The 21,803-nt window shown below is 43.1% G+C and carries 16 protein-coding genes; 11 read left to right on the top strand and 5 right to left on the bottom strand.

The features are described 5' to 3' along the window. Positions 1-157: 157 nt before the first annotated feature. The 5 genes from fdhF to mobB form a co-directional block, all read right to left on the bottom strand. Complete coding sequence (fdhF, locus tag LI149_RS04010; RefSeq protein ID WP_255647436.1) at positions 158-2,869, bottom strand: formate dehydrogenase subunit alpha; 2,712 nt, start codon at positions 2,867-2,869, stop codon at positions 158-160. After that, the gene (locus LI149_RS04005; protein ID WP_147567174.1) at positions 2,866-4,701 is read right to left on the bottom strand and encodes an NAD(P)-binding protein; all 1,836 of its coding nucleotides are present in this window, start codon (positions 4,699-4,701) and stop codon (positions 2,866-2,868) included. Before LI149_RS04005 ends, fdhF begins: the two co-directional genes overlap by 4 nt. Before the next feature lie 33 nt (positions 4,702-4,734). Continuing rightward, positions 4,735-5,547 carry a formate/nitrite transporter family protein gene (locus tag LI149_RS04000; protein WP_005332316.1) on the bottom strand — a complete coding sequence of 271 codons (813 nt, stop codon included), beginning with the start codon at positions 5,545-5,547 and terminating at the stop codon, positions 4,735-4,737. Positions 5,548-5,634: 87 nt separating this feature from the next. Further along, the gene (locus LI149_RS03995; RefSeq protein ID WP_227142984.1) at positions 5,635-6,849 is read right to left on the bottom strand and encodes a molybdopterin molybdotransferase MoeA; all 1,215 of its coding nucleotides are present in this window, start codon (positions 6,847-6,849) and stop codon (positions 5,635-5,637) included. Positions 6,850-6,883: 34 nt separating this feature from the next. Beyond that, entirely contained in the window at positions 6,884-7,957 is a 1,074-nt protein-coding gene (mobB, locus tag LI149_RS03990) for a molybdopterin-guanine dinucleotide biosynthesis protein B (RefSeq protein ID WP_117980525.1), read from the bottom strand. Positions 7,958-8,292: 335 nt separating this feature from the next. Between mobB and LI149_RS03985 the strand changes: the two genes are divergently transcribed. The 11 genes from LI149_RS03985 (at position 8,293) to LI149_RS03935 (ending at position 21,794) form a co-directional block, all read left to right on the top strand. Further along, on the top strand, positions 8,293-10,125 hold the full coding sequence (locus LI149_RS03985) for an NAD(P)-binding protein (RefSeq protein WP_227142983.1): 1,833 nt from the start codon (positions 8,293-8,295) through the stop codon (positions 10,123-10,125). Further along, positions 10,119-11,852, top strand: coding sequence for a [FeFe] hydrogenase, group A (locus tag LI149_RS03980; RefSeq protein ID WP_227142982.1), 1,734 nt, complete (start codon positions 10,119-10,121; stop codon positions 11,850-11,852). The genes LI149_RS03985 and LI149_RS03980 overlap by 7 nt, the downstream gene beginning before the upstream one ends. 424 nt (positions 11,853-12,276) lie before the next feature. Continuing rightward, positions 12,277-12,915 (top strand): bifunctional 4-hydroxy-2-oxoglutarate aldolase/2-dehydro-3-deoxy-phosphogluconate aldolase, encoded by a 639-nt coding sequence (locus LI149_RS03975; RefSeq protein WP_022279208.1) that lies wholly within the window; start codon positions 12,277-12,279, stop codon positions 12,913-12,915. Positions 12,916-12,919: 4 nt separating this feature from the next. Next, a complete protein-coding gene (locus LI149_RS03970; protein ID WP_117657662.1) occupies positions 12,920-13,945 on the top strand; it encodes a sugar kinase in 1,026 nt (341 codons plus the stop codon). A gap of 773 nt (positions 13,946-14,718) precedes the next feature. Continuing rightward, entirely contained in the window at positions 14,719-17,325 is a 2,607-nt protein-coding gene (adhE, locus tag LI149_RS03965) for a bifunctional acetaldehyde-CoA/alcohol dehydrogenase (RefSeq protein ID WP_227142981.1), read from the top strand. A gap of 13 nt (positions 17,326-17,338) precedes the next feature. Further along, positions 17,339-18,094 carry an aminoglycoside phosphotransferase family protein gene (locus LI149_RS03960; protein ID WP_118447361.1) on the top strand — a complete coding sequence of 252 codons (756 nt, stop codon included), beginning with the start codon at positions 17,339-17,341 and terminating at the stop codon, positions 18,092-18,094. A gap of 160 nt (positions 18,095-18,254) precedes the next feature. After that, positions 18,255-19,265 (top strand): permease, encoded by a 1,011-nt coding sequence (locus LI149_RS03955; protein ID WP_117606536.1) that lies wholly within the window; start codon positions 18,255-18,257, stop codon positions 19,263-19,265. Positions 19,266-19,311: 46 nt separating this feature from the next. Beyond that, positions 19,312-19,671: a metalloregulator ArsR/SmtB family transcription factor gene (locus LI149_RS03950; RefSeq protein WP_005332302.1), complete on the top strand. Its 360-nt coding sequence runs from the start codon at positions 19,312-19,314 to the stop codon at positions 19,669-19,671. After that, a complete protein-coding gene (locus LI149_RS03945; protein WP_173785467.1) occupies positions 19,658-20,590 on the top strand; it encodes a GTP-binding protein in 933 nt (310 codons plus the stop codon). The genes LI149_RS03950 and LI149_RS03945 overlap by 14 nt, the downstream gene beginning before the upstream one ends. Positions 20,591-20,714: 124 nt before the next feature. Next, positions 20,715-20,948 (top strand): thioredoxin family protein, encoded by a 234-nt coding sequence (locus tag LI149_RS03940; RefSeq protein WP_005332299.1) that lies wholly within the window; start codon positions 20,715-20,717, stop codon positions 20,946-20,948. Between the two features lie 15 nt (positions 20,949-20,963). Beyond that, positions 20,964-21,794 (top strand): Cof-type HAD-IIB family hydrolase, encoded by an 831-nt coding sequence (locus LI149_RS03935; RefSeq protein ID WP_173785466.1) that lies wholly within the window; start codon positions 20,964-20,966, stop codon positions 21,792-21,794. Positions 21,795-21,803 lie beyond the last annotated feature (9 nt).

The raw sequence follows: 21,803 nt of genomic DNA, 5'->3' as shown, positions 1-21,803 counted from the left end.
CTGGCAATCATAGAAGCTTCTGCTGAATATGATTGCCGTATTATGTGGCTCATCGAAGCGAATAGTGCTTGGAGCATAAGTGTAAGGTGCCCGCTTAATAAATTATTTTGTGTGTATTCCGTTTGGTTATATCATCATCTGTTTTATATCTTAAAACCTACGCTGTAATCTTCTCAACTTTAACCGTACATACTTTGTACTCTGGTGTACTTGAGATGGAATCCAGTGCATCGCTTGTCAGCCAGTTTGCACCACCTTCGATATAGTGGAAAGGCATCCAGCATTCACCAGGATTTGTCTTGTAGGATACGGTAGCTTTTGCCTGAATCGTTCCACGTCTGGAAGAAATGGAAACCATCTCTCCGTCTTCAACGCCAAGCTTTTGTGCATCTTCTGTGTTTAACTCGATAAAGGACTCGCCGGCAATCTGATTGATTCCTTCTGTCTTATCAGTCATAGCACATGCATTGTAATGATAGAGAATACGTCCTGTCATCATGATCAGAGGATATTCCTCATCTGGAAGCTCCATAGAAGGTGTGTATGCAGCTGGTCTGAAATATCCAAGACCTCTTGCAAATTTTCCTACGTGCATAATTGGTGTTCCAGGGTGATCTTTTGATGTACATGGCCACTGAAGACCCTGTCCGTTTACTTCTTCGCTGTCCAGTCTTTCATGGCTGATACCGGCAAATGAAGGAGTTACAGATGCAATTTCATCCATAATCTGTGCAGGTGTCAGATGAGGCTGTGGATAGCCCATACGACGCATGATCTCAGTGAAGATCCAAGTATCAGGCTTTGTATCACCTTCAATCTCTACGGCCTTTCTGACGCGCTGTACACGTCTCTCAGTATTAGAGAAGGTTCCTTCTTTTTCAGCATAAGAACGTCCCGGAAGAATAACATCAGCAAGTTTTGCAGTCTCAGTCATGAACAGCTCATCAATTGCGAAGAAGTCCAGTGACTCAAGAGATTTTATTACGTGATGTGTATTCGGATCTGTTCTGACCGGATCCTCTCCGAAGATAAACAATCCTTTAATATCTCCACTGATCATCTTAGGGAAGCAGTCTGTAGCTTTTGTACCAATATTCGGATTCAGCTTCGTATCCCATGCTTTTTCGAATTTCTCAAGAACTCCCGGTTTGTCGATGTTCTGATATCCGCTGAACTGGTTCGGGGAAGCACCCATATCGCAGGCTCCCTGTACATTGTTCTGACCACGGATTGGGTTAACACCACATCCAGGTTTTCCAAGTTTACCAACCATCATAGCCATGTTAGACATGGACATAACACCTTCTGTACCAGTATGATGCTCTGTAACACCAAGACAGTACATAATTGGCGCACGATCAGCTTTTGCGTAAATACGTGCAGCTTCTCTCAACATATCTGCATCGATCTGACAGATCTCTGCTACTTTTTCAGGTGTATAATCTTTGACCATTTCTTTCATAGCTTCGAAGTTCTCTGTACGGTCTTCGATGAATTTGTGGTCGATTAAGTCTTCTTCAATGAAGATATGCATCATACCATTTGCAAACGCCACGTTTGTACCTGGTTTTAATTTCAAATGGATATCAGCATCTTTACACAGGTCGATATCACGTGGGTCAACTACGATGAGTTTAGCACCGCGCTGTACGGCCTGACGAACCTGCATTCCGATAACCGGATGTGCATGTTCCGGGTTAGATCCTACAAGGAGGATAGCATCAGATTCATGAGTAATATCATAAATAGTATTTGTCATAGCTCCTGAGCCAAGTGTGGTTGCCAATCCGGCAACAGTAGGAGCATGTCAAACGCGCGCGCAGTTATCGGTATTGTTGCTCTTAAACGCTGTTCTTACCATTTTCTGAAGCATGTAAATGTCTTCGTTGGTAGAACGAGAGCAGGCAAATCCGGCCAGCGCCTCACCTCCATATTGATTTCTGATTTCTGAGAATTTGGAAGCTACGAGATTTAAAGCCTCATCCCACGTAGCACGCTCAAATTCACCAGTTTCTTTGTTCTTAATTAATGGATAACGGATTCTTGCATCACAGTCTACGAAGTCGAAAGAACCACTACGTCCTTTGACACAGAGCAGATTGTGGTTGGAAGGACCGTCTGCACCCTGCACGTCTACGATTTTGCCGTCTTTTACGTACAGATCCATCTGGCAGCCTGTAGCACAGTGCGGACAGGTTGTGCGGACTTTCTTAACTTCCCATTCACGATAATCTTTTCTTCTCTTAATCGTAAGAGCACCTGTAGGACATGCCTGAGCACAGTTTCCACAAGACTCGCATAAGGAATTCTCCCAGCCTTCGCCGAACGGTACTTTTACATATACACGTGCACCGTTTCTCTCAAGAGAAAGAGCATGTCTTCCGGTCGCTTTTGCACAAGTGCTGATACAACGCTGGCACTGGATACAAAGACCCGGGTCATAGGAGAGGAATGGATGAGCGTCAAATGGCTCATGCTGTACATCTCCGTGTGATGATTTAAAGTTTGGCACATCAATACCATATTCGCGTGCCATAGCCTGAAGCTCACAGGCACCATTTTTAATACATTTGAAACAGTTTGTTTTATGCTCAGCCATCAAGAGATGGAGAGTGTTCTTTCTGGATTCGATAACAGCTGGGCTGTCTGTTGTAATGTTCATGCCCTGTTTTACTTTTGTGTTGCAGGCAGTTACAAGTTTATTCATGCCTTCTACTTCTACGACACAGATACGACAGGAACCAATTTCATTAATTTTTTCCAGGAAGCAAAGTGTAGGAATATGGATTCCATGCTCCCTTGCAGCGCTTAAGATTGACTGACCTTCTTTTGCTTCAATCTGTACGCCATCGATTGTCAGATTAATCATAAGTCTCTACCTCCTACCATAGCTCCACATCCGAAGTGGTCACAACGCAGACAGCGGCATGCTTCCTGCATAGCTTCTTCATGTGTTAAGAGCTCTTCTACATGTTCGAAATCTTTCTTGCGGATATTTGCCGGGCGCTCACCAATCTCTGTACGTCCCATAAGATCACGCATATTTTCTTTTGGTTCCGGTACAACAGCTTCACAAGTAAGTGTGTGGTGGTAACCAAGATATTCATCAATATTGTGTGCAGCTACTTTTCCGGCAGCGATTGCACGAATTACAGTAGATGGACCAGTTGCACAGTCTCCGCCGGTGAATACACCAGGGATTTCTTTTACTTCTGTATCAAGTCCGGCCTGAAGGATATTCCATTTTGCAGGGATACCAAACTCTTCAAATGGAGCGGATACAATATCCTGTCCAACTGCGATCATAATAACATCTGCTTTGAATTCCTGTTTTTCTTTTGCAGCATCCTTTGGTGCCGGTCTGGATCCGCGGTAAGCACTAATCATCTGTGGTTGTGTGATCAGAGATTTACAGTTACCATTTTCATCTTTTGTAATCTCGACCGGAGCCTGCAGTGTTACAAGTGCGATTCCTTCCATAACTGCGGATTCAATCTCGGATTCCAGGGCAGTCATGTCTTTCTGACGGCGACGGTAAATGATGGATACTTCTTCTGCGTTGCATCTGACAGCACTTCTTGCACAGTCCATAGCAACGTTACCACCACCGATAACGACAACATTTTTGCCAGTGTAATCAGGAAGATTTCCATTTCCAATCTGATCCAGAATATCTACAGCAGATACAACATTTCCGGCGTCAGCACCTTCAATACGAAGTGTCTTACCTGTCTGAGCACCAATTCCAACAAAAATTGCATCATGTTTCTCGTAAATATCTTTGACAGGAATATCTTTTCCGATTGTTGTGTTGTATGTAACATGGATATCACCGCTATTTAAAATCGCACGGATATCTTCATCCAGACGATCTTTCGGAAAACGGTAATTTGGAATTCCATAACGGAGCATTCCGCCAAGTTTGTCATGCGTTTCATATACTTCAATCTTATGTCCCATAAGAGCTAAGAAGTATGCTGCAGTCAGTCCTGCAGGACCACCACCAATTACACCGATGGATTTTCCTGTAGAAGGATTCGGTTTTGGTGTAGCAACTTTGTCGACTGGCATCATATCAACGGCATATTTTTTCAGTGCACGGATGTTGATCGGTGACTCCAGCATCTTTCTTCTGCAGCGCTCCTCACAAGGATGCTCACAGACCATAGCACAGGCTGTCGGGAACGGATTGTCTTTACGGATCAGATTAATTGCTCCGGCGTAATCCTCTTCACCAACTAATGCGATATATCCCGGAATATTTACATGTGCAGGACATAAGGAGATACAAGGTACCTTCTGTCCGATGGATTCCAGACATTTTTTATTTTCAATGTGGCTCTTATATTCGTCTGCAAACAGGTCTAATCCTTTTAAGACCTCATCAGCGGCATTCCAACCGATGGCACAGTCAGCAGATGAACGGATCATCGTAGCCATCATACGGATGTTATCCAAAGTTTTTTCTGTTGCACGGCCATCTAACACTTTCTGCATCAGACGCGCTACAAGTGGAAGACCGTCGCGGCACGGAACACATTTTCCACAAGTCTGGTTTGCAGCCGTACGCAGCATAGAGATCTGCATAGTGATCGGACAGCTTCCAGGAGGATAAACCTCAACTTTATGAGAAAAATGTCGTGCGATTTCATTCATTTTCACGTCATAACCTGACGGATCAGCAAGATATAATTTGCTCATAATTTTCCCTTTCTAAATTCAATAAAGATTTTTTTAGTCGTCTTTTAAGTAAACGAACCAGTAGGCAAGACCTACCAAAACTGCTCCGCCGATAATGTTCCCCAACGTTACCGGAAGAAGATTTTTGGTGAACATAGCTCCCCATGTAAGGCCAGATACGTCAGCGCCGGCAGCAGTTGCAGCTTCAAGATAGGCTGCATTTCCCTTAGCAAAAATACCGGCAGCAATATAGTACATATTGGCTACGCTATGCTCGAATCCACATAAAACGAACATCATGATTGGAAAGAACAATCCGATGATCTTGGAAGACACCTGCTTGGCAGCAAATGAAATCCATACAGCGATACATACAAGGAAATTACATGCAATTCCGCGAAGAAATGCATCGCCAAAGGAGAGTGATACCTTACCGGCAGCAGTGCTGATCATAGAAGCAGCAAGACCGTTGTTAAAAAGACCGGCCTGATGGCTGAATACACAGATTGCAGCAACACCAATTCCACCGACCATATTGCCAAGGTATACAACTACCCAGTTCTTCAGCATTCCGCCAAGAGTGATTTCTTTTTTGCAGAGCGGAATAACCAGAAGACAATTACCTGTGAACAGTTCACTTCCAGCGAGGAGTACCATAGTCAGTCCTCCTGGGAAGATGCATGCTCCAAGAAACTTGCCTACAGATGCCAGCGGAATAGATACAGCGGCTGCAGTAGAAGCAACGCCTCCAAATGCGATAAAGATTCCGGCCAGTATTCCAAGAACGAACATCTTGGCGACCGGAGTGTTTACCTTCCCCTTTCCGATAGCAATGTAATTGTTAGCAATTTCTTTTGGTGAATTCATAACAAATTCCTCCCTTCCCCTAAAATTTTATTTCTAATATATATGATGCCGGCAAAAAGTTACGTAAAAACATCGTTTGCCCTGATATCATAATATATAGACTTCAAGCTTGTCGCCTGCCGCAAGAGGTTTACTTCCGGCAGGAATGACGGCCAGCAGATCACAATCGCTCATGGAAGAAACAGAACCATTGTGCTGGTTGCTAAGTGGGGTGAAATATAACATACCATTTTTGAAATCTGAATGACCTTTTAAAATTCTAGTCACAGGACTTGATTTTTTAAAATCAACCCCAAGATAAGCAGTTGCCTGTGAAAATGTGATGTCAGATCTTCCTGAGAGTTTTCTCATAAATGGAAAGCCGACACACAACAGACCTGTTGCGGCAGCACCCGGATTACCGGATAAGCCCAGAATGACTTTTCCGTCTTTAAATGCTCCAAGCATTGCACCGCCCGGTTTGAATTTTAACCGGTGGAAGAGAAGGTCGCCCCCAATACGACGTATCACTTCCGGCATATAGTCGAAATCACCGGCAGATACACCGCCTGTCGTGATTACGACATCATTGGTCTTGAGGGCTTCAAGTACGGCCCGACACAGGGAATCCAGATCATCACTGACCGTGTTAAGGTAGTTGGCAGTCATATGATGCTTTTGAATGTAACCGCCTAAAAGATATGGATTCGTGTTATAAATCTTACCGTATTCTAAAGGAGAACCCGTATTCAAAAGTTCGCTTCCGGTACTGATAAGCCCGATGGAGAGCTTTTTATAGACCCCAATTTCAGCAATCCCCTGTCCGGCAATCAGTGCCAGGTCAGAAGCGGTAAGTATTTTGCCTTTTGGAACAAGCAAAGTTCCGGCTGCAACATCTTCCCCAGGTGGAATGATGTTTGCGGAGGTAACGGGCGCCGTTAATGTAACTGTATTCTCAGTAAAGGAAGTGCGCTCATGCATGATAATGGCATCGGCACCTTCCGGAACCGGTGCGCCGGTCATGATCCGTGCAGCTTTTCCTTCTGTGATTGGATAGGTTGGAACACTTCCGGCAGGAATTACCTCGGTAACATCTAAAGTCACAGGATGTTCCGGTGAAGCAGCGGCTGTGTCAGCCTGACGAAGTGCATATCCATCATATGCGCTTTTGGCAAAAGAAGGCACCGGAATTTTAGCTGTAATATCTTCTGCAAGAATTCGTTCAAAAGCATCTTGTAGTAAAATGTGTTCTATCGGCTGAGTTTCTGGTTTTGCCAGATTCAGGAGACAGTCAGATGCTTCTTTTAAAGTCTGAATGTTCATATGTATATTTTCCTTATATAAATGTATCGATTATTTATAAATGTTTTAAATCTCCGTTATGATAATGCTGTAATATACAGTCAGCGATAGCTTCGATATTATCCCGACAATAAACGGGTGTATCTTGTATCAACTGTTCGGTTGAAAAATCAGCAGTGATGTAGGAGATACAATTAGAAGCAGAAGCGAGTAAGCTGTTATTTTGTTCATCACTTCCAGTCAATAATATAAGCTTTGGATAATCGCTCCATTTGAAGCCTTCTAAAAGAACAAGATCAGCATCACCGACAAGCCCCGCAATTGCAGATTCCTGTAAAGGTTCCCGTTTTACAACGGAATATTTGTCGTTATCATAGACGATGGAAGCACTCACGCCCGCCTGCCAAAACCGATAACTGTCTGTTCCGGGAGAATCAGGTTCGAAAGAATGTCCGTCATGTTTGACTGTGGCGACCTTAAGTCCCCGGTGGATCAGCTCTGGGATCAATCGTTCCATTAAAGTGGTTTTTCCGGAGTTTTTAAATCCAGAAATGGCCAGGCAGCTTTTTGCAGTCAGCTTTTGGTATTCCTCTGGTGTATTGATATTCTGTAGTTGCCAGGAATCTTCTTCTACGTGATAAAAATGAACCTTTAAGTTGTTCAAAGCATCCATGATCCGAAGATTTCCATTATCTAAGCACCTCTTTAGTACAGGGGTGCAGCTTTTGCGATAAATGCCACACAGGGGGTGGATCCGTTCATCTGCCGTGACACAGATAAGTGCATCAGTATCAGAATGTTCCATGACTTCCTGAAGGTGATGTGCCAGTGTCCCGGAAAAAAGAGGAACGTCACAGGGAAGAACGAGCAGCGCATCCGACTCGCAGACAGATAAGGCACTGTAAAGTCCGCTCATAGGACCGCAATCTGAATATCGGTCATCAATCATTGAATAAGGGATTTCCGGATGCCGGGCGGCATCATCGACTGAAACCAGAATCTCAGGAAAATCGCGTAGTTCAAAAATCAGTTTGTCGAGAAATGTTGTTCCATTAAGTCTCAGAGAGGATTTCCGATATCCCATCCGACGGCTTTTTCCTCCTGCCAGTATCAGGCAGCCTGTGTTCATTTGTATCACCTCGTGTTGTATTTATCTATAAACAAGCGCGCTTATAGGCGTTTCTTTCGGTTAATTATAGCATTTGAAATTTAAAACCACAAGGAAAGATATATGTTTCACAGGATTGATAAAATTGGGACGGGTTTTAAATGAAACTAACTAAATTATATTTAGAAAATATAAGGACGTTTATAAAAAGAAACTATAGAAAAGACGTTGCTATTGATAAAAAAATAGCATTGTGACTAATTTAGATAAAAGTATTTACAAAATTTTATCCAAATGTTACAATATGACCGTTACTTATTCTAAAAACAATCGGTAGAGAGGGAAGGAATAAAAAAATGAGTAGATTAACGATCGATACTCCTAGCAGGGCAGACCTTGTTATGGAGCAGCTCTACAAGGATCTTGAGCGCAGAATCGAATCAAGCCCACCGGGATTATGTCCAGTAGACTTGTCTCGCGCATTTTTGGAGTTATGCCATGCTCAGACTTGTGGAAAATGTGTACCTTGCCGTGTCGGTCTTGGTCAGTTGAATCACCTGATCAGAAAGGTACTGAACGGCAACGCAACAATGGAGACACTTGATACTATGGAGCAGACAGCAAAGTCTATTATGGAGTCTGCCGACTGTGCGATTGGATATGAAGCAGCGCATATGGTATATAAGGGACTGATCGGATATCGCGATGATTATATTGAGCATATCAAGAACGGACGCTGTACCTGTACATATAATCAGCCGGTACCATGTGTATCCTTATGTCCTGCACATGTTGATATTCCGGGATATGTAGCGTTAGTTGGGGAAGGACGCTATGCAGATGCAATCCGTCTGATCCGGAAGGATAATCCATTCCCGACAACATGTGGATTTATCTGTGAGCATCCATGTGAGGCAAGATGCCGTCGTAACATGATTGATGATTCTATTAATATCCGTGGCCTGAAACGAGTGGCAGCAGACTTTGCAGGGGAAGTAGAGCCGCCAAAATGTGCACCAGGCACAGGTAAGAAAATTGCTGTATTAGGAGGAGGCCCGGGAGGACTCAGTGCAGCTTATTATCTGCAGCTTATGGGACATCAGACAACGGTATATGAGATGCTTCCAAAGCTTGGAGGTATGCTCCGCTATGGTATTCCGAACTACAGACTTCCGAAAGAGCGTCTGGACGAGGATATCAATGCAATCTTAAAGACAGGAGTAGAAGTAAAATACGGTCTTAAGATCGGTGAAGATATTACAATCCAACAGCTTCGCAGTGAGTACGATGCTGTTCTGATTACAATTGGAGCAAGTACAGATAAGAAACTTGGACTGGAAGGCGAAGATGCAGACGGAGTCATCTCAGCAGTACAGTTCTTAAGAGATGTAGGAAAAGACGAAGCACTTGACCTGACTGGAAAAGAAGTCGCAGTTGTCGGTGGTGGTAATGTATCTATGGATGCAGTCCGTACAGCCAAAAGACTGGGTGCTAAGAAAGTCAGCATTGTATATAGAAGAAGAGTTGCAGATATGACAGCTCTTCCGGCAGAGATTGAAGGAGCAATTGCAGAGGGAATTGAAGTACAGACTCTGAAGGCCCCGGCATCTTTGGATATTGATGAAAATCATCACATTAAAGGAATGTATGTTACACCGCAGATGATCAGTGAGATCAAAGGCGGACGTGCAAGCGTAAAAGCAACAGGAGAGCCAGATCAGTATATTCCATGTGATATCCTTGTTGTGGCAATTGGTCAGAATATTGAGACAGATCATTTCGCAGAAGCAGGAATTCCGGTAGAGCGTGGTAAGATCGTGACAACTGCAGGAGGAGATTTCCTGGATATGCCAGGTGTATTTGCAGGAGGAGACTGTGCAAGTGGTCCGGCTACTGTGATCAAAGCGATTGCAGCAGCAAAAGTTGTAGCTGCCAACATTGATGAATATCTTGGATATCATCATGAGATTTCCTGTGATGTAGAGATTCCGAAAGCAAGCCTTCATGACAGAGTACCTTGCGGACGTGCAGAACTTACAGAGCGCGAGGCATGTGAGAGAGTCTGTGATTTTGAAGGAGTGGAGAACTGCATGACCGAAAAAGAAGCAAAACAGGAAGCCTGTCGCTGTCTGCGCTGCGATCATTTCGGATATGGAATATTTAAAGGAGGCAGAGAAAAATTATGGTAAATCTTACAATAGATGGAAGACAGATTTCAGTAGAAGAGAATACCACAATTATGGAAGCTGCCAGATCCGTTGGTATTCAGATTCCGAGTCTTTGTTATCTCAAAGGCATCAATGAAATAGGCGCCTGTCGCGTGTGTGTGGTAGAGCTGGAAGGAAAGGACAGACTGATCACCGCCTGCAATAATATTTGCGAGGAAGGTATGGTCATTTATACAAATAGTCCGAAAGTCAGAAAGGACAGACGTACAACAGTAGAACTGATTCTTTCTGAGCACGACTGTCAGTGTGTAACTTGTATGAGAAGCGGCAACTGCAGTCTTCAGAAAATTGCAAATGATCTGGATATTTTAGAACTTCCATTTCATCAGTATCTGGAACACCAGCCATGGGATAAAACATTTCCGCTGATTCGTGATTCTGCAAAATGTATCAAATGTATGCGTTGCGTGCAGGTGTGTGACAAGGTTCAGGGGCTTGGTGTCTGGGATGTAGAAGGAACCGGTTATCACACAACAGTTAATGTGTCAGGTCATAATTCTATCCGAGAGGCAGATTGTGCACTTTGTGGTCAGTGCATTACACATTGTCCTGTCGGAGCACTTCGCGAGAGAAGTGATACGAATGAAGTATGGAAAGCAATTGAAGATCCGGATAAGATCGTGGTTGCTCAGGTAGCACCTGCTGTCCGCGCAGCATGGGGAGAGGAACTCGGACTGGCACCGGAAGATGCAACAGTTGGAAAAATCATAGATGCCCTCAAGAGAATGGGAATAAACTATGTATTTGATACAACATTTTCTGCGGATCTTACGATTATGGAAGAGGGAAATGAATTCGTAAAGAGATTTACAAGTGGTGAATTAAAAGACCGCCCGATGTTCACTTCCTGCTGTCCGGGATGGGTGCGCTTTATTAAGAGTCAGTTCCCACATCTGGTAAAATATCTGTCTTCCGCAAAATCACCACAGCAGATGTTCGGTGCAGTTATGAAGACATATTTTGCAGAGAAGCTGGGCGTAAGTCCGGAGAAGATCTATACTGTATCTGTTATGCCATGTGTGGCTAAGAAGGCAGAGCGTGAGATGGATCTTTATTATGAAGAATATGCAGGACATGATATTGATGCAGTTATCACCACACGTGAGCTGATCCGAATGATCCGTTCTGCACATATCAGCCCACAGACACTGGTAGATGTTGAGAGTGACCGCCCGATGCATGAGGGAACCGGAGCCGGAGTCATCTTCGGTGCAACCGGTGGAGTTATGGAGGCGGCACTTCGGTCTGCTTACTATATCATCAAAGGTGAGAATCCGCCGGCAGAGGCATTTACAGCAGTCAGAAGCCAGGGATTCAATGAAAATGACGGCGTTCAGGAAGCAAATTTCCAGATTAATGATATTACAGTGAGAACTGCAGTAGTCAGCGGACTTGGAAATACAAGAGAATTGATTCGCAAGATTGAATCCGGTGAAGTGCACTATGACTTCGTAGAAGTTATGGCATGTCCGGGAGGATGCGCCGGTGGTGGCGGACAGCCGATCCACGACGGCGAAGAGCGCGCATTTGAACGTGGAAAGAACCTGTATTATCTGGATCGCAATGCGAACCTTAGATTCTCTCATGAGAATCCAGATGTCATTCAGATGTACAAAGAGTACTTTGAGGCACCGATGTCTCACAAAGCTCACATGCTTCTGCATACTGAGCATAAGAAAAATATGTAGAAAAATGCATAAGAAAAATGCATAAGAAAGATAGGCAGTCTGTGTGTATCATAGTTGGGGGCTTTTGCACCCGACATCATAAAGAAAATGATGGATAAGAGAAGGGGCGTGTGAAAAAACGGAAGTTTTTTCATGCGCCCTTTTTGCATAATGTAGAATTGTATTCAAGAATGCCTCGGCATTCTTGCTGCGAGGTGCGCGTCATGCAATTGCATGACATACTTCTACTGCGCACCTCCGCAAGTCTACAAATGAGAACAGGTTGTTTTTACATAAGCTTAGAATTATAATAAAGAGGTAGTTAGAAAACTTGAAATACTCTTGACATTATGCGTCCTTTGAGTATAATCAGAATTAAGAGATTTCATAATATGAAAATAGGTTTCACATAATGAAACTGAAAAAGAAGAAGGAGAAGAAGATCATGAATGAAGTATTAGAGAAGATTCAGAAAATTGGTATTGTACCAGTCGTTGTATTAAATGATGCAAAGGACGCAGAGCCACTTGCAAAAGCTCTTTGCAATGGAGGACTTCCATGTGCAGAGGTTACTTTCCGTACAGATGCAGCAGAGGAGTCAATCCGTATCATGTCTGAGAAATATCCAGAGATGCTTGTTGGAGCCGGAACAGTTCTGACAACAGAGCAGGTAGACCGTGCTGTAGCAGCAGGAGCAAAATTTATCGTAAGCCCAGGACTGAATCCTAAGATTGTAAAATACTGTGTAGAGAAGAATATTCCGATCACACCAGGAATCTGCACTCCAAGCGAGGCTGAGCAGGCAATCGAGAATGGTCTTGAAGTTGTAAAATTCTTCCCGGCAGAGCCAGCAGGCGGACTGAAGATGATCAAAGCTATGGCAGCTCCATACACAGGACTGAAATTCATGCCTACAGGTGGAATCAATGCGACAAATGTAAAAGAATATCTTGCATATGACAAGATTCTTGCATGTGGCGGAAGCTGGATGGTAAAAGGAAGTCTTGTAGAGGCTGGAGAGTTCGACAAGATTGAGGCAATGACAAAAGAAGCTGTAGAGATTGTAAAAGAAGTAAGAGGCTAGTCTTATGAAGAAAAAAGCATTTGATCTGCTGACATTAGGAGAGATTCTGCTTCGTCTGTCCCCACCGGACAATGAGCGTATCGTACGTGGAGAGACATTTCAGAAGCAGGTTGGCGGCGCAGAACTTAACGTAGCTTCCGGCGTATCTCTTCTTGGCCTGAGATCCGGTATCATATCAAGAATTCCGGACAGTAGTATCGGGATGTTCGCAAAGAATAAGATCCGGTTCTGTGGAGTCAGTGATGATTATCTGGTATACGATACAGGAAAAGATGCAAGATTGGGCGTGTATTACTACGAGAACGGAGCATACCCGAGAAAACCGGGCGTGGTCTATGACAGACAGCATTCGTCCATGACCAGAATTGACATCGATGAATTTGATGACAGTATATATGAATCGACCAGATGCTTTCATACCTCCGGAATTACTCTGGCGCTCAGTGAAGAGTGTCGGAAGACCGGAGTAGAGATGATTAAGAGATTTAAAGAAAAAGGCGCACTCATTTCATTTGACGTGAATTTCCGCCTGAATCTCTGGTCAGGAGAAGAAGCAAGAAAATGTATTGAAGGAATTCTTCCTTATGTAGACATTTTCTTCTGCTCCGAAGACACTGCAAGACTGACATTTGGAAAAGAAGGCAATGTAAAAGAGATCATGGAAAGCTTTGCGGCTGAATATCCAATCTCCGTCATCGCATCCACCCAGCGTACTGTATTAAGTCCAAAGATACATAACTTTACTTCTGTAATTTACGACGCAAAAGCGAAGAAATTCTATGAAGAGAAACCATACGAGAATATCGAAGTTGTAGATCGTATCGGAAGCGGAGATGCTTATTGTTCCGGAGTGCTGTATGGACTTTTGAGAGAAGGCGGAGGGTGTGCAAGTGCTCTTCGCTATGGAAATGCCAGCAGTGCAGCCAAGAATACTATCCCAGGTGATATGCCGTCATTGGATCGTGAGGAGATAGAGAATATTATCCATGATCACGAGACAGTCGGATATCATAGTGAGATGAATCGGTAAAATTGAATATATAAACTGTAAGAGAATGTGCTAAATCAGGTACATTCTCTTTTTTTGGATATTATGTGTAAGTTGAATCATAATCTCCATGCTGCAGTTTCCTACTTAGCCTGAATGATTTTCTATAGTTGCTGCGTCGTCTATTCACAGCTCTTTCCGTTAACTCGCTTGCTTAAGGCAAGCTCGGCCAGAACTTCAAGAGCTGGACTATACTCGCAACTATAACGAAAATCAATCAATGCTAAGTAGAAAATCTGTAGCATGGAGATTGGACTCCCACTGAGACAAATTTGCTATTACTCATCACCTGAAGAGGTGGGAGTCTTCTCGACTGAGATAAATTAAATACTGATCTCCCGGCGTAAGCCGCCCTGCTTCCAAGCAGTTTATTATTTGGCATTTATTGGAAAACTACAGGATATGAAAAAAGCAGTTCACGGGACATAAGGCATGGAATAATTTTCGTGATAGATGCGAGCATAGCTTGAACTTTCGGAGCATTGTTTGAGCCTGTTCATCAGGCGAGTTTGCGTAGAAAGTTCAAAATAAGCGGCGCAGCATCTATAGGAAATTATTCCGTTTTATGTCCCGTGAACTGCTTTATATAATAATATTTCCAACAAATGACAAAAAATAAACAATGATGTTAAAAAAATATCATTTATATATTGACAAATAATTAACGATAATTTATACTACCAAATGTAAAGAATAAAAGACGTCTAATCAAGCAAACTATAATCCATACTTTTTATTTACAGGAGGGAATCCAGATGGCTAAGAAGAAAGATGTTGTACCGGTATTTGTTGACAATGTGGAAGCGTTGGAAGCGAAGATGCAGGCGATGCGCGAGGCGCAGAAAATCTTTGCCACCTATACACAGGAGCAGGTTGACAAGATTTTTTATGCGGCAGCAGTGGCAGCGAACAAAATGCGTATTCCACTTGCAAAGCAGGCAGTTGAGGAAACCGGACGCGGTATTGTTGAGGATAAAGTAATCAAAAATCACTATGCAGCAGAGTATATTTACAATGCATACAAAGACACAAAGACTTGTGGTGTGATTAAGGAAGATAAAGCATTCGGAATTAAGAAAATCGCAGAGCCGATCGGTCTTGTGGCAGCAGTTATTCCGACAACGAACCCGACTTCAACAGCAATCTTTAAGACATTGATCTGTCTGAAGACGAGAAATGCAATTATCATCAGTCCGCATCCGGCAGCAAAAGCTTCTACAATTGCAGCAGCAAAGGTTGTTCTGGACGCAGCAGTGAAAGCCGGAGCACCGGAAGGAATCATTGGCTGGATCGATGCACCGTCACTGGAACTGACCAATATGGTCATGAAAGAATCTGACATCATCCTTGCAACGGGTGGTCCGGGAATGGTAAAGGCAGCTTATTCTTCCGGAAAACCAGCACTTGGAGTTGGAGCCGGAAATACACCGGTTATTATTGATGACACAGCAGATATTAAACTTGCAGTTAACTCCATCATTCATTCCAAAACATTTGACAACGGTATGATCTGTGCATCTGAGCAGTCCGTAACGGTTCTGGACAGCATTTACGATGAAGTAAAGAAAGAATTTGCATACAGAGGCTGCTACTTCCTGAAAAAAGGAGAAGAGCTTGATAAGGTTCGTAAGACGATTATTATAAATGGAGCATTGAATAACAAGATTCCTGGAAAATCTGCATATGAGATTGCAAAACTTGCAGGTGTGGAAGTTCCGGAAAATACAAAGATTCTGATCGGTGAAGTAGAATCCGTAGACATTTCTGAAGAATTTGCACACGAAAAATTATCACCGGTACTTGGAATGTATCGTGCGAAGACATTTGACGAAGCCCTTGAAAAAGCAGAGCGCCTTGTAGCAGATGGAGGATATGGACACACAGCTTCTCTTTATGTACATCCTGCTGAGACAGAGAAAATTGCAAAACATGCTGAAGCTATGAAGACATGTCGAATCCTGATCAATACACCGTCTTCTCACGGAGGAATCGGAGATCTCTACAACTTTAAACTGGCACCGTCACTGACACTTGGCTGCGGTTCCTGGGGAGGAAACTCCGTATCTGAAAATGTAGGTGTAAAACACCTGATCAATATTAAAACAGTTGCAGAGAGGAGAGAAAATATGCTTTGGTTTCGGACTCCGGATAAGGTATACTTTAAGAAAGGCTGCATGCCGGTAGCGCTTGATGAACTTGGAAATGTACTGCACAAAAAGAAAGCATTTATCGTAACAGACAGCTTCTTATATAAGAATGGTTACGTAGCTCCAATCGAGCAGAAACTGGATGAGCTTGGAATCCAGCACACATGCTTCTTCGAGGTAGCACCGGATCCGACACTTCAGTGTGCTGAAAAAGGTGTGGATCAGATGCGTGCATTTGAGCCGGATACGATCATTGCTCTTGGCGGTGGATCTGCCATGGACGCAGCAAAGATTATGTGGGTAATGTATGAGCATCCGGAAGCTGACTTTGAGGATATGGCCATGGACTTCATGGATATCCGCAAGCGTGTATTCACTTTCCCGAAAATGGGCGAGAAAGCTTACTTTGTAGCAATCCCGACTTCTTCCGGAACAGGTTCCGAGGTGACACCATTTGCCATTATTACAGATGCCGAGACAGGCGTAAAATGGCCAATTGCAGATTATGAGCTTCTTCCGAACATGGCAATTGTAGATGTAGATAACATGATGACTCAGCCAAAAGGACTGACCAGTGCATCTGGTATCGATGTTATGACTCATGCAATTGAGGCATATGTATCTATTATGGCGACGGATTACACAGACGGACTTGCTCTCAAGGCAGCAAAAGCAGTATTTGAGTATCTGCCGAGAGCATACGACAATGGTGCAAATGATCCGGAGGCCAGAGAGAAGATGGCAAACGCATCCTGTATGGCAGGAATGGCATTTGCAAACGCATTTCTTGGACTGAACCACTCCATGGCACATAAACTTGGTGCATTCCACCACCTGCCACACGGAGTTGCAAATGCAGTGATCCTGACAGAAGTTATGAGATATAATGCTGCAGAAGTACCGACAAAAATGGGAACATTTTCACAGTATCAGTATCCACATGCACTGGCAAGATACGCTGAAATCGGCCGCTTTGTAGGCTGCCAGGGAAAAGACGATGCAGAAGTATTTGAAAACTTTATCGCAAAACTGGAAGAGCTGAAAGAAAAAATCGGTATTAAGAAGTCCATTCACGAGTACGGCATTGATGAGAAATATTTCATGGACACACTGGACGACATGGTGGAGCAGGCATTTAACGATCAGTGTACAGCAGCAAACCCAAGATATCCACTCATGAAAGAAATCAAAGAGTTATACTTAAAGTGCTGGTAAGGAGGTAAATGTGATGAAACTTACGAATCCGGAATTAATTGTGAAACGTTCTTATAAGGAAGTCTACAAGGACGGGGATAAGATTGTAAAAATATTTGAAAAAGATCACCCGAAGTCAGCCGTTTTTAATGAGGCGCTGAATACAGTTCGAGTCGAGGAGGCGGGACTGGATATTCCAAAGCTTGATGAGGTCACACAGATCGATGAAAAATGGGCACTTGTTATTGAGTGTCAGGCAGGCGAGACTTTGGAAACAGTCATGGAAAAGGATCCGGATAATCTGGAAAAATATATGGCAGAGTTCGTAGATCTTCAGCTTCAGATCCACGCAAAGACGGCTCCGATGCTTACGAAACTGAAAGACAAACTGGCAAAACAGATCAATCAGTTAAAAGAACTGGATGCGACCCAGAGATATGAGCTTCTGGTACGTCTGGAGAGCATGCCGAAGCATACAAAAGTATGCCATGGAGACTTTAATCCAAGTAATGTCATCGTAGGCGAGGACGGCAAGCTGACAGTCGTAGACTGGGCACATGTTACCCAGGGAAATGCCAGCGCAGATGCGGCACTTACTTACCTTCAGTTCGCACTGAAGAACCGTGTGGCAGCAGAGATGTATCTGACTATGTTCTGCAAGAAGAGTGACACTGCGAAACAGTATGTACAGCAGTGGCTCCCGATTGTTGCAGCAGCACAGCTTGAGAAGAACAATGAGCTTGAGAAGGATTTCCTGATGAAGTGGATTGATGTCATGGATTATCAATAAAACATATTGACAATTTTCTATGTATGATGTAAAGTGTGAATAGAACGAAACCGGTACGAAAGTTCGTGCCGGTTTTTATAAAACTAAAACATAGAGATATTTCTATATTTCTATATAATGAATTGTTTATAGAAATATCTAATGTTTAAAAGGAGACGTTATGGGTGCGATTAAGACAGGCTGGGATTTTTTTCAGGACCAGATATTAGGTATGCACTGGCTGAAAGATCTCATAGGAAATCTGCTTGTAAAGGCAGGAATGGGGGAGAGTAGATTTCCCGGTGAATTTTTACATTTTTTTATTTATGATGTGATTAAGATTTTTGTACTGCTGGCGGTGCTTATTTTTCTGATTTCTTATATTCAGAGTTATTTTCCGCCGGAGAGAAGTAAGAAGATTATGGGAAGATTCCATGGTATCTGGGCGAATATTATCGGGGCATTGCTTGGAACAGTGACACCATTTTGTTCCTGTTCTTCAATCCCAATTTTTATGGGATTTACAAGTGCGGGACTGCCACTTGGTGTAACATTTTCATTTCTCATATCTTCTCCGATGGTAGATCTTGGTTCGCTTGTGTTGCTCATGAGTGTGTTTGGAGGCAAGATTGCGTTTGCATATGTAATTGTAGGTCTGATTGTGGCAGTCGTTGGAGGCACTTTGATTGAGAAGCTTCATATGGAAGACCAGGTGGAAGAGTTCATCAGACAGGCTCAGAATGTGGATATTGAATCCCCAAAGCTGACGGTAGGAGACAGAATGAATTATGCAAAGAATCAGGTGGTATCCACTGTGAAGAAAGTTGCACCATACATTTTTGTTGGAGTAGCAATTGGGGCGGCAATTCACAATCTGATTCCGGAGCATATAGTTCGAAGCATATTAGGAGAGCAGAAGTGGTATGCGGTGCCGCTGGCAACGGTAGTCGGAGTACCAATGTATGCGGATATTTTTGGAACAATACCGGTTGCAGAAAGTCTGCTGGCAAAAGGGGCAGGGCTTGGAACAATTCTGGCATTTATGATGTCTGTGACGACTATTTCATTCCCGTCACTGGTGATGTTGTCAAAAGCAATCAAGAAAAAGCTACTTGCAATATTTATCGGAATTGTGTGCATGGGAATTGTCATTGTAGGATACCTGTTTAATATATTTGGATATATGCTATGATAAAGATACCAGAAGATTTTTGAACAGTCAGGAAGGTGATTAGATAATGGATGATAAAGTGATGATAGATTATGCAAAATATGCCCGTATATTTAAGGTAATGTCAAACCCAAAGCGTCTGAAAATTATAGATATGCTTTCCGAAGGGGAACTTTGTGCATGCAAGATTCTGGAAGAGTTTCATATCACGCAGCCAACGTTATCTCATGATATGAAGGTAATGTGTGACCTTGGAATTGTGAAAGCGAGAAAAGAAGGAAAGTGGATGCAGTATTCACTGGATATAGAAGTTTTAAATGATGTGTATAAGACAGTCGGAAGACTTATGATACCAGGAGCTTATGCGGGACTTTTAAATTGTAATTGTAATACAGAAAGGGAGAATGAGAAGAATGAATCAGATTAAATTATATTTTCTGACAGGTTTTTTGGGATCAGGAAAGACAACACTTTTAAAGAATCTTTTAGAGAATATGGAAGGAATGAAAGTAGGAGTCATTCAGAATGAGCTTGGAAAAATCAGCATTGACGGAACAGTACTACAGAATGATGACATTCACATGGTAGAGCTGAATAGAGGATCTATTTTCTGTAGTTGTCTGCGACTTTCTTTTGTCGATGCGCTTGCGAAGATGTCACAGCAGGGATTGGAATATGTATTTGTTGAAAGTTCCGGTTTTGGAGATCCTTCCAATGCGGAGGAGATTCTGGAAGCTACAAAAGTACTGGTTGGGGAAGTATATGATTTCCGTGGCTGTATCTGTCTGGTGGACTGCTACAATTTTCTGGATCAGCTGGAGGATGAAATTACTATCGACCGTCAGTTAAAGCACTGCAACCTTGCAGTACTGACAAAAGTGGATCTTGTGGATCGAGAGAAGATTGAATTGATTAAAGAAAAAGTACAGGAGATTAATCCGGTCTGCCCAATTACAGAGAGTGAGAATGGCAATATTAAACGTTCATTTTATGATATGGATCTGATGAAGTATCAATGGGCAGAATGCGAGGAGACAACCAACTCAGCAGAGACAAAGCCAAAGACATTTTCCATGAACTTTGCAGGTGAGATTGAAAAAGACAAACTGGAAGCTTTCCTTGAGAGAATTGAGCCGAGTGTTTATCGAGCGAAAGGCTTTTTCAAGGTAAAAAATGAAGGCTGGGAGAAGGTCGATGTAGTTGGGAAGAAACTGGATTATGCGCCATATGAAGCGCAGGAGAAGTCAGAACTTGTATTTATCTCCAAGATTGGAATTGCACTGATCCGGGAGATTAAGAAAGCGTGGGATGAGTGTGTCGGACTTCCGATGGATCTGAAGAATTAGGATGGAATTTTAGTTGCCAAGCATACGACAAAAAGGTCCGGTGGACCTTTTTTAGTTGCCAAGCATACGACAAAAAGGTCCAGTGGACCTTTTTTAGTGAATGTGATGAGATAAGGAGTCAGATATGAATATAAAAGTAATTGGTAGTGGCTGTGAGAACTGTGATAAGACGAATGCAATTGTAGCAGAGTGTGTAGAGGAGCTTGGGATTGACGCGAAGATTGAGCGTGTTGCAGATCTGGTAGAGATTGTAAAGCTTGGAGTTATGACAGCGCCGTCTGTCATGATTGACGGAAAGCTTGTTATTTCGGGACAGGTACCATCAAAGAAACAGATGATGAAAGTGCTGAAAAAGTAAGGGAGACGAAAAGAGATGAACATCAGGATGATTGGTTTTGACCTGGATGGAACGCTTCTGACAACGGACAAGATTCTGACGGAGAGAACGAAGAAAGCATTGGAGGCAGCGGCAGATCAGGGAGTGATTCTGGTACCGGCGACGGGACGGCCATTATGTGGACTTCCAAAGGAACTTCTGGAGCTTCCGTTTATAAAATATGCAGTGACAGCCAATGGTGCCAGAATTTTGAAGACAAAAACAGAACAAGTTTTATCAGAAATGTTAATTTCGGTAGAAAAAGCGCGCGAAATATTGGATATTTTCTCAGATTATGATACACTACGAGATGTGTATTACGATGGAATCGGTTACTCAGAGAAAGAGAAGCTTGTCCATATTCAGGACTATGTCATGACGAAGGCCATGGGCGAATATATTCTTAATACTCGTGTCCCTGTTGAAAGTGTAGAAGAGAAGTTTGAGACAGAGAATCGAGGGACAGATAAAGTACAGGCTTTGTTCCGATACCAGACTGACAAGGAAGAAGCATGGAAGCGTATCCGTAAAGTGACAGGAGTGGAAGCAACCGGAGCATTGGAGAATAATATTGAGGTCAATGCAGAAGGTGTCCATAAAGGAATGGCTCTTTTGAAACTGGGCGAGATATTCGGGATCAGTCGGGAGGAAATTGCGGCATTTGGTGATGGATCCAATGATACGATGATGCTTAAGACAGTCGGAATGGGAGTTTCCATGGCGAATGGAATGCCGGAAGTGAAGGCAGCAGCAGACAGATTGACAGATTCCAATGATGAAGAAGGCGTGGCAAGATTCATAGAAAAATACATATTAAAAACTGAATAGGAGGGTAAC

This window comes from Dorea sp. 210702-DFI.3.17, from assembly GCF_020560825.1.
Classification (GTDB): Bacteria; Bacillota; Clostridia; order Lachnospirales; family Lachnospiraceae; genus Dorea; species Dorea formicigenerans.
The sequence above is the reverse complement of the archived record's forward strand: the minus strand, read 5'-3'. Positions and strand labels throughout refer to the sequence as shown.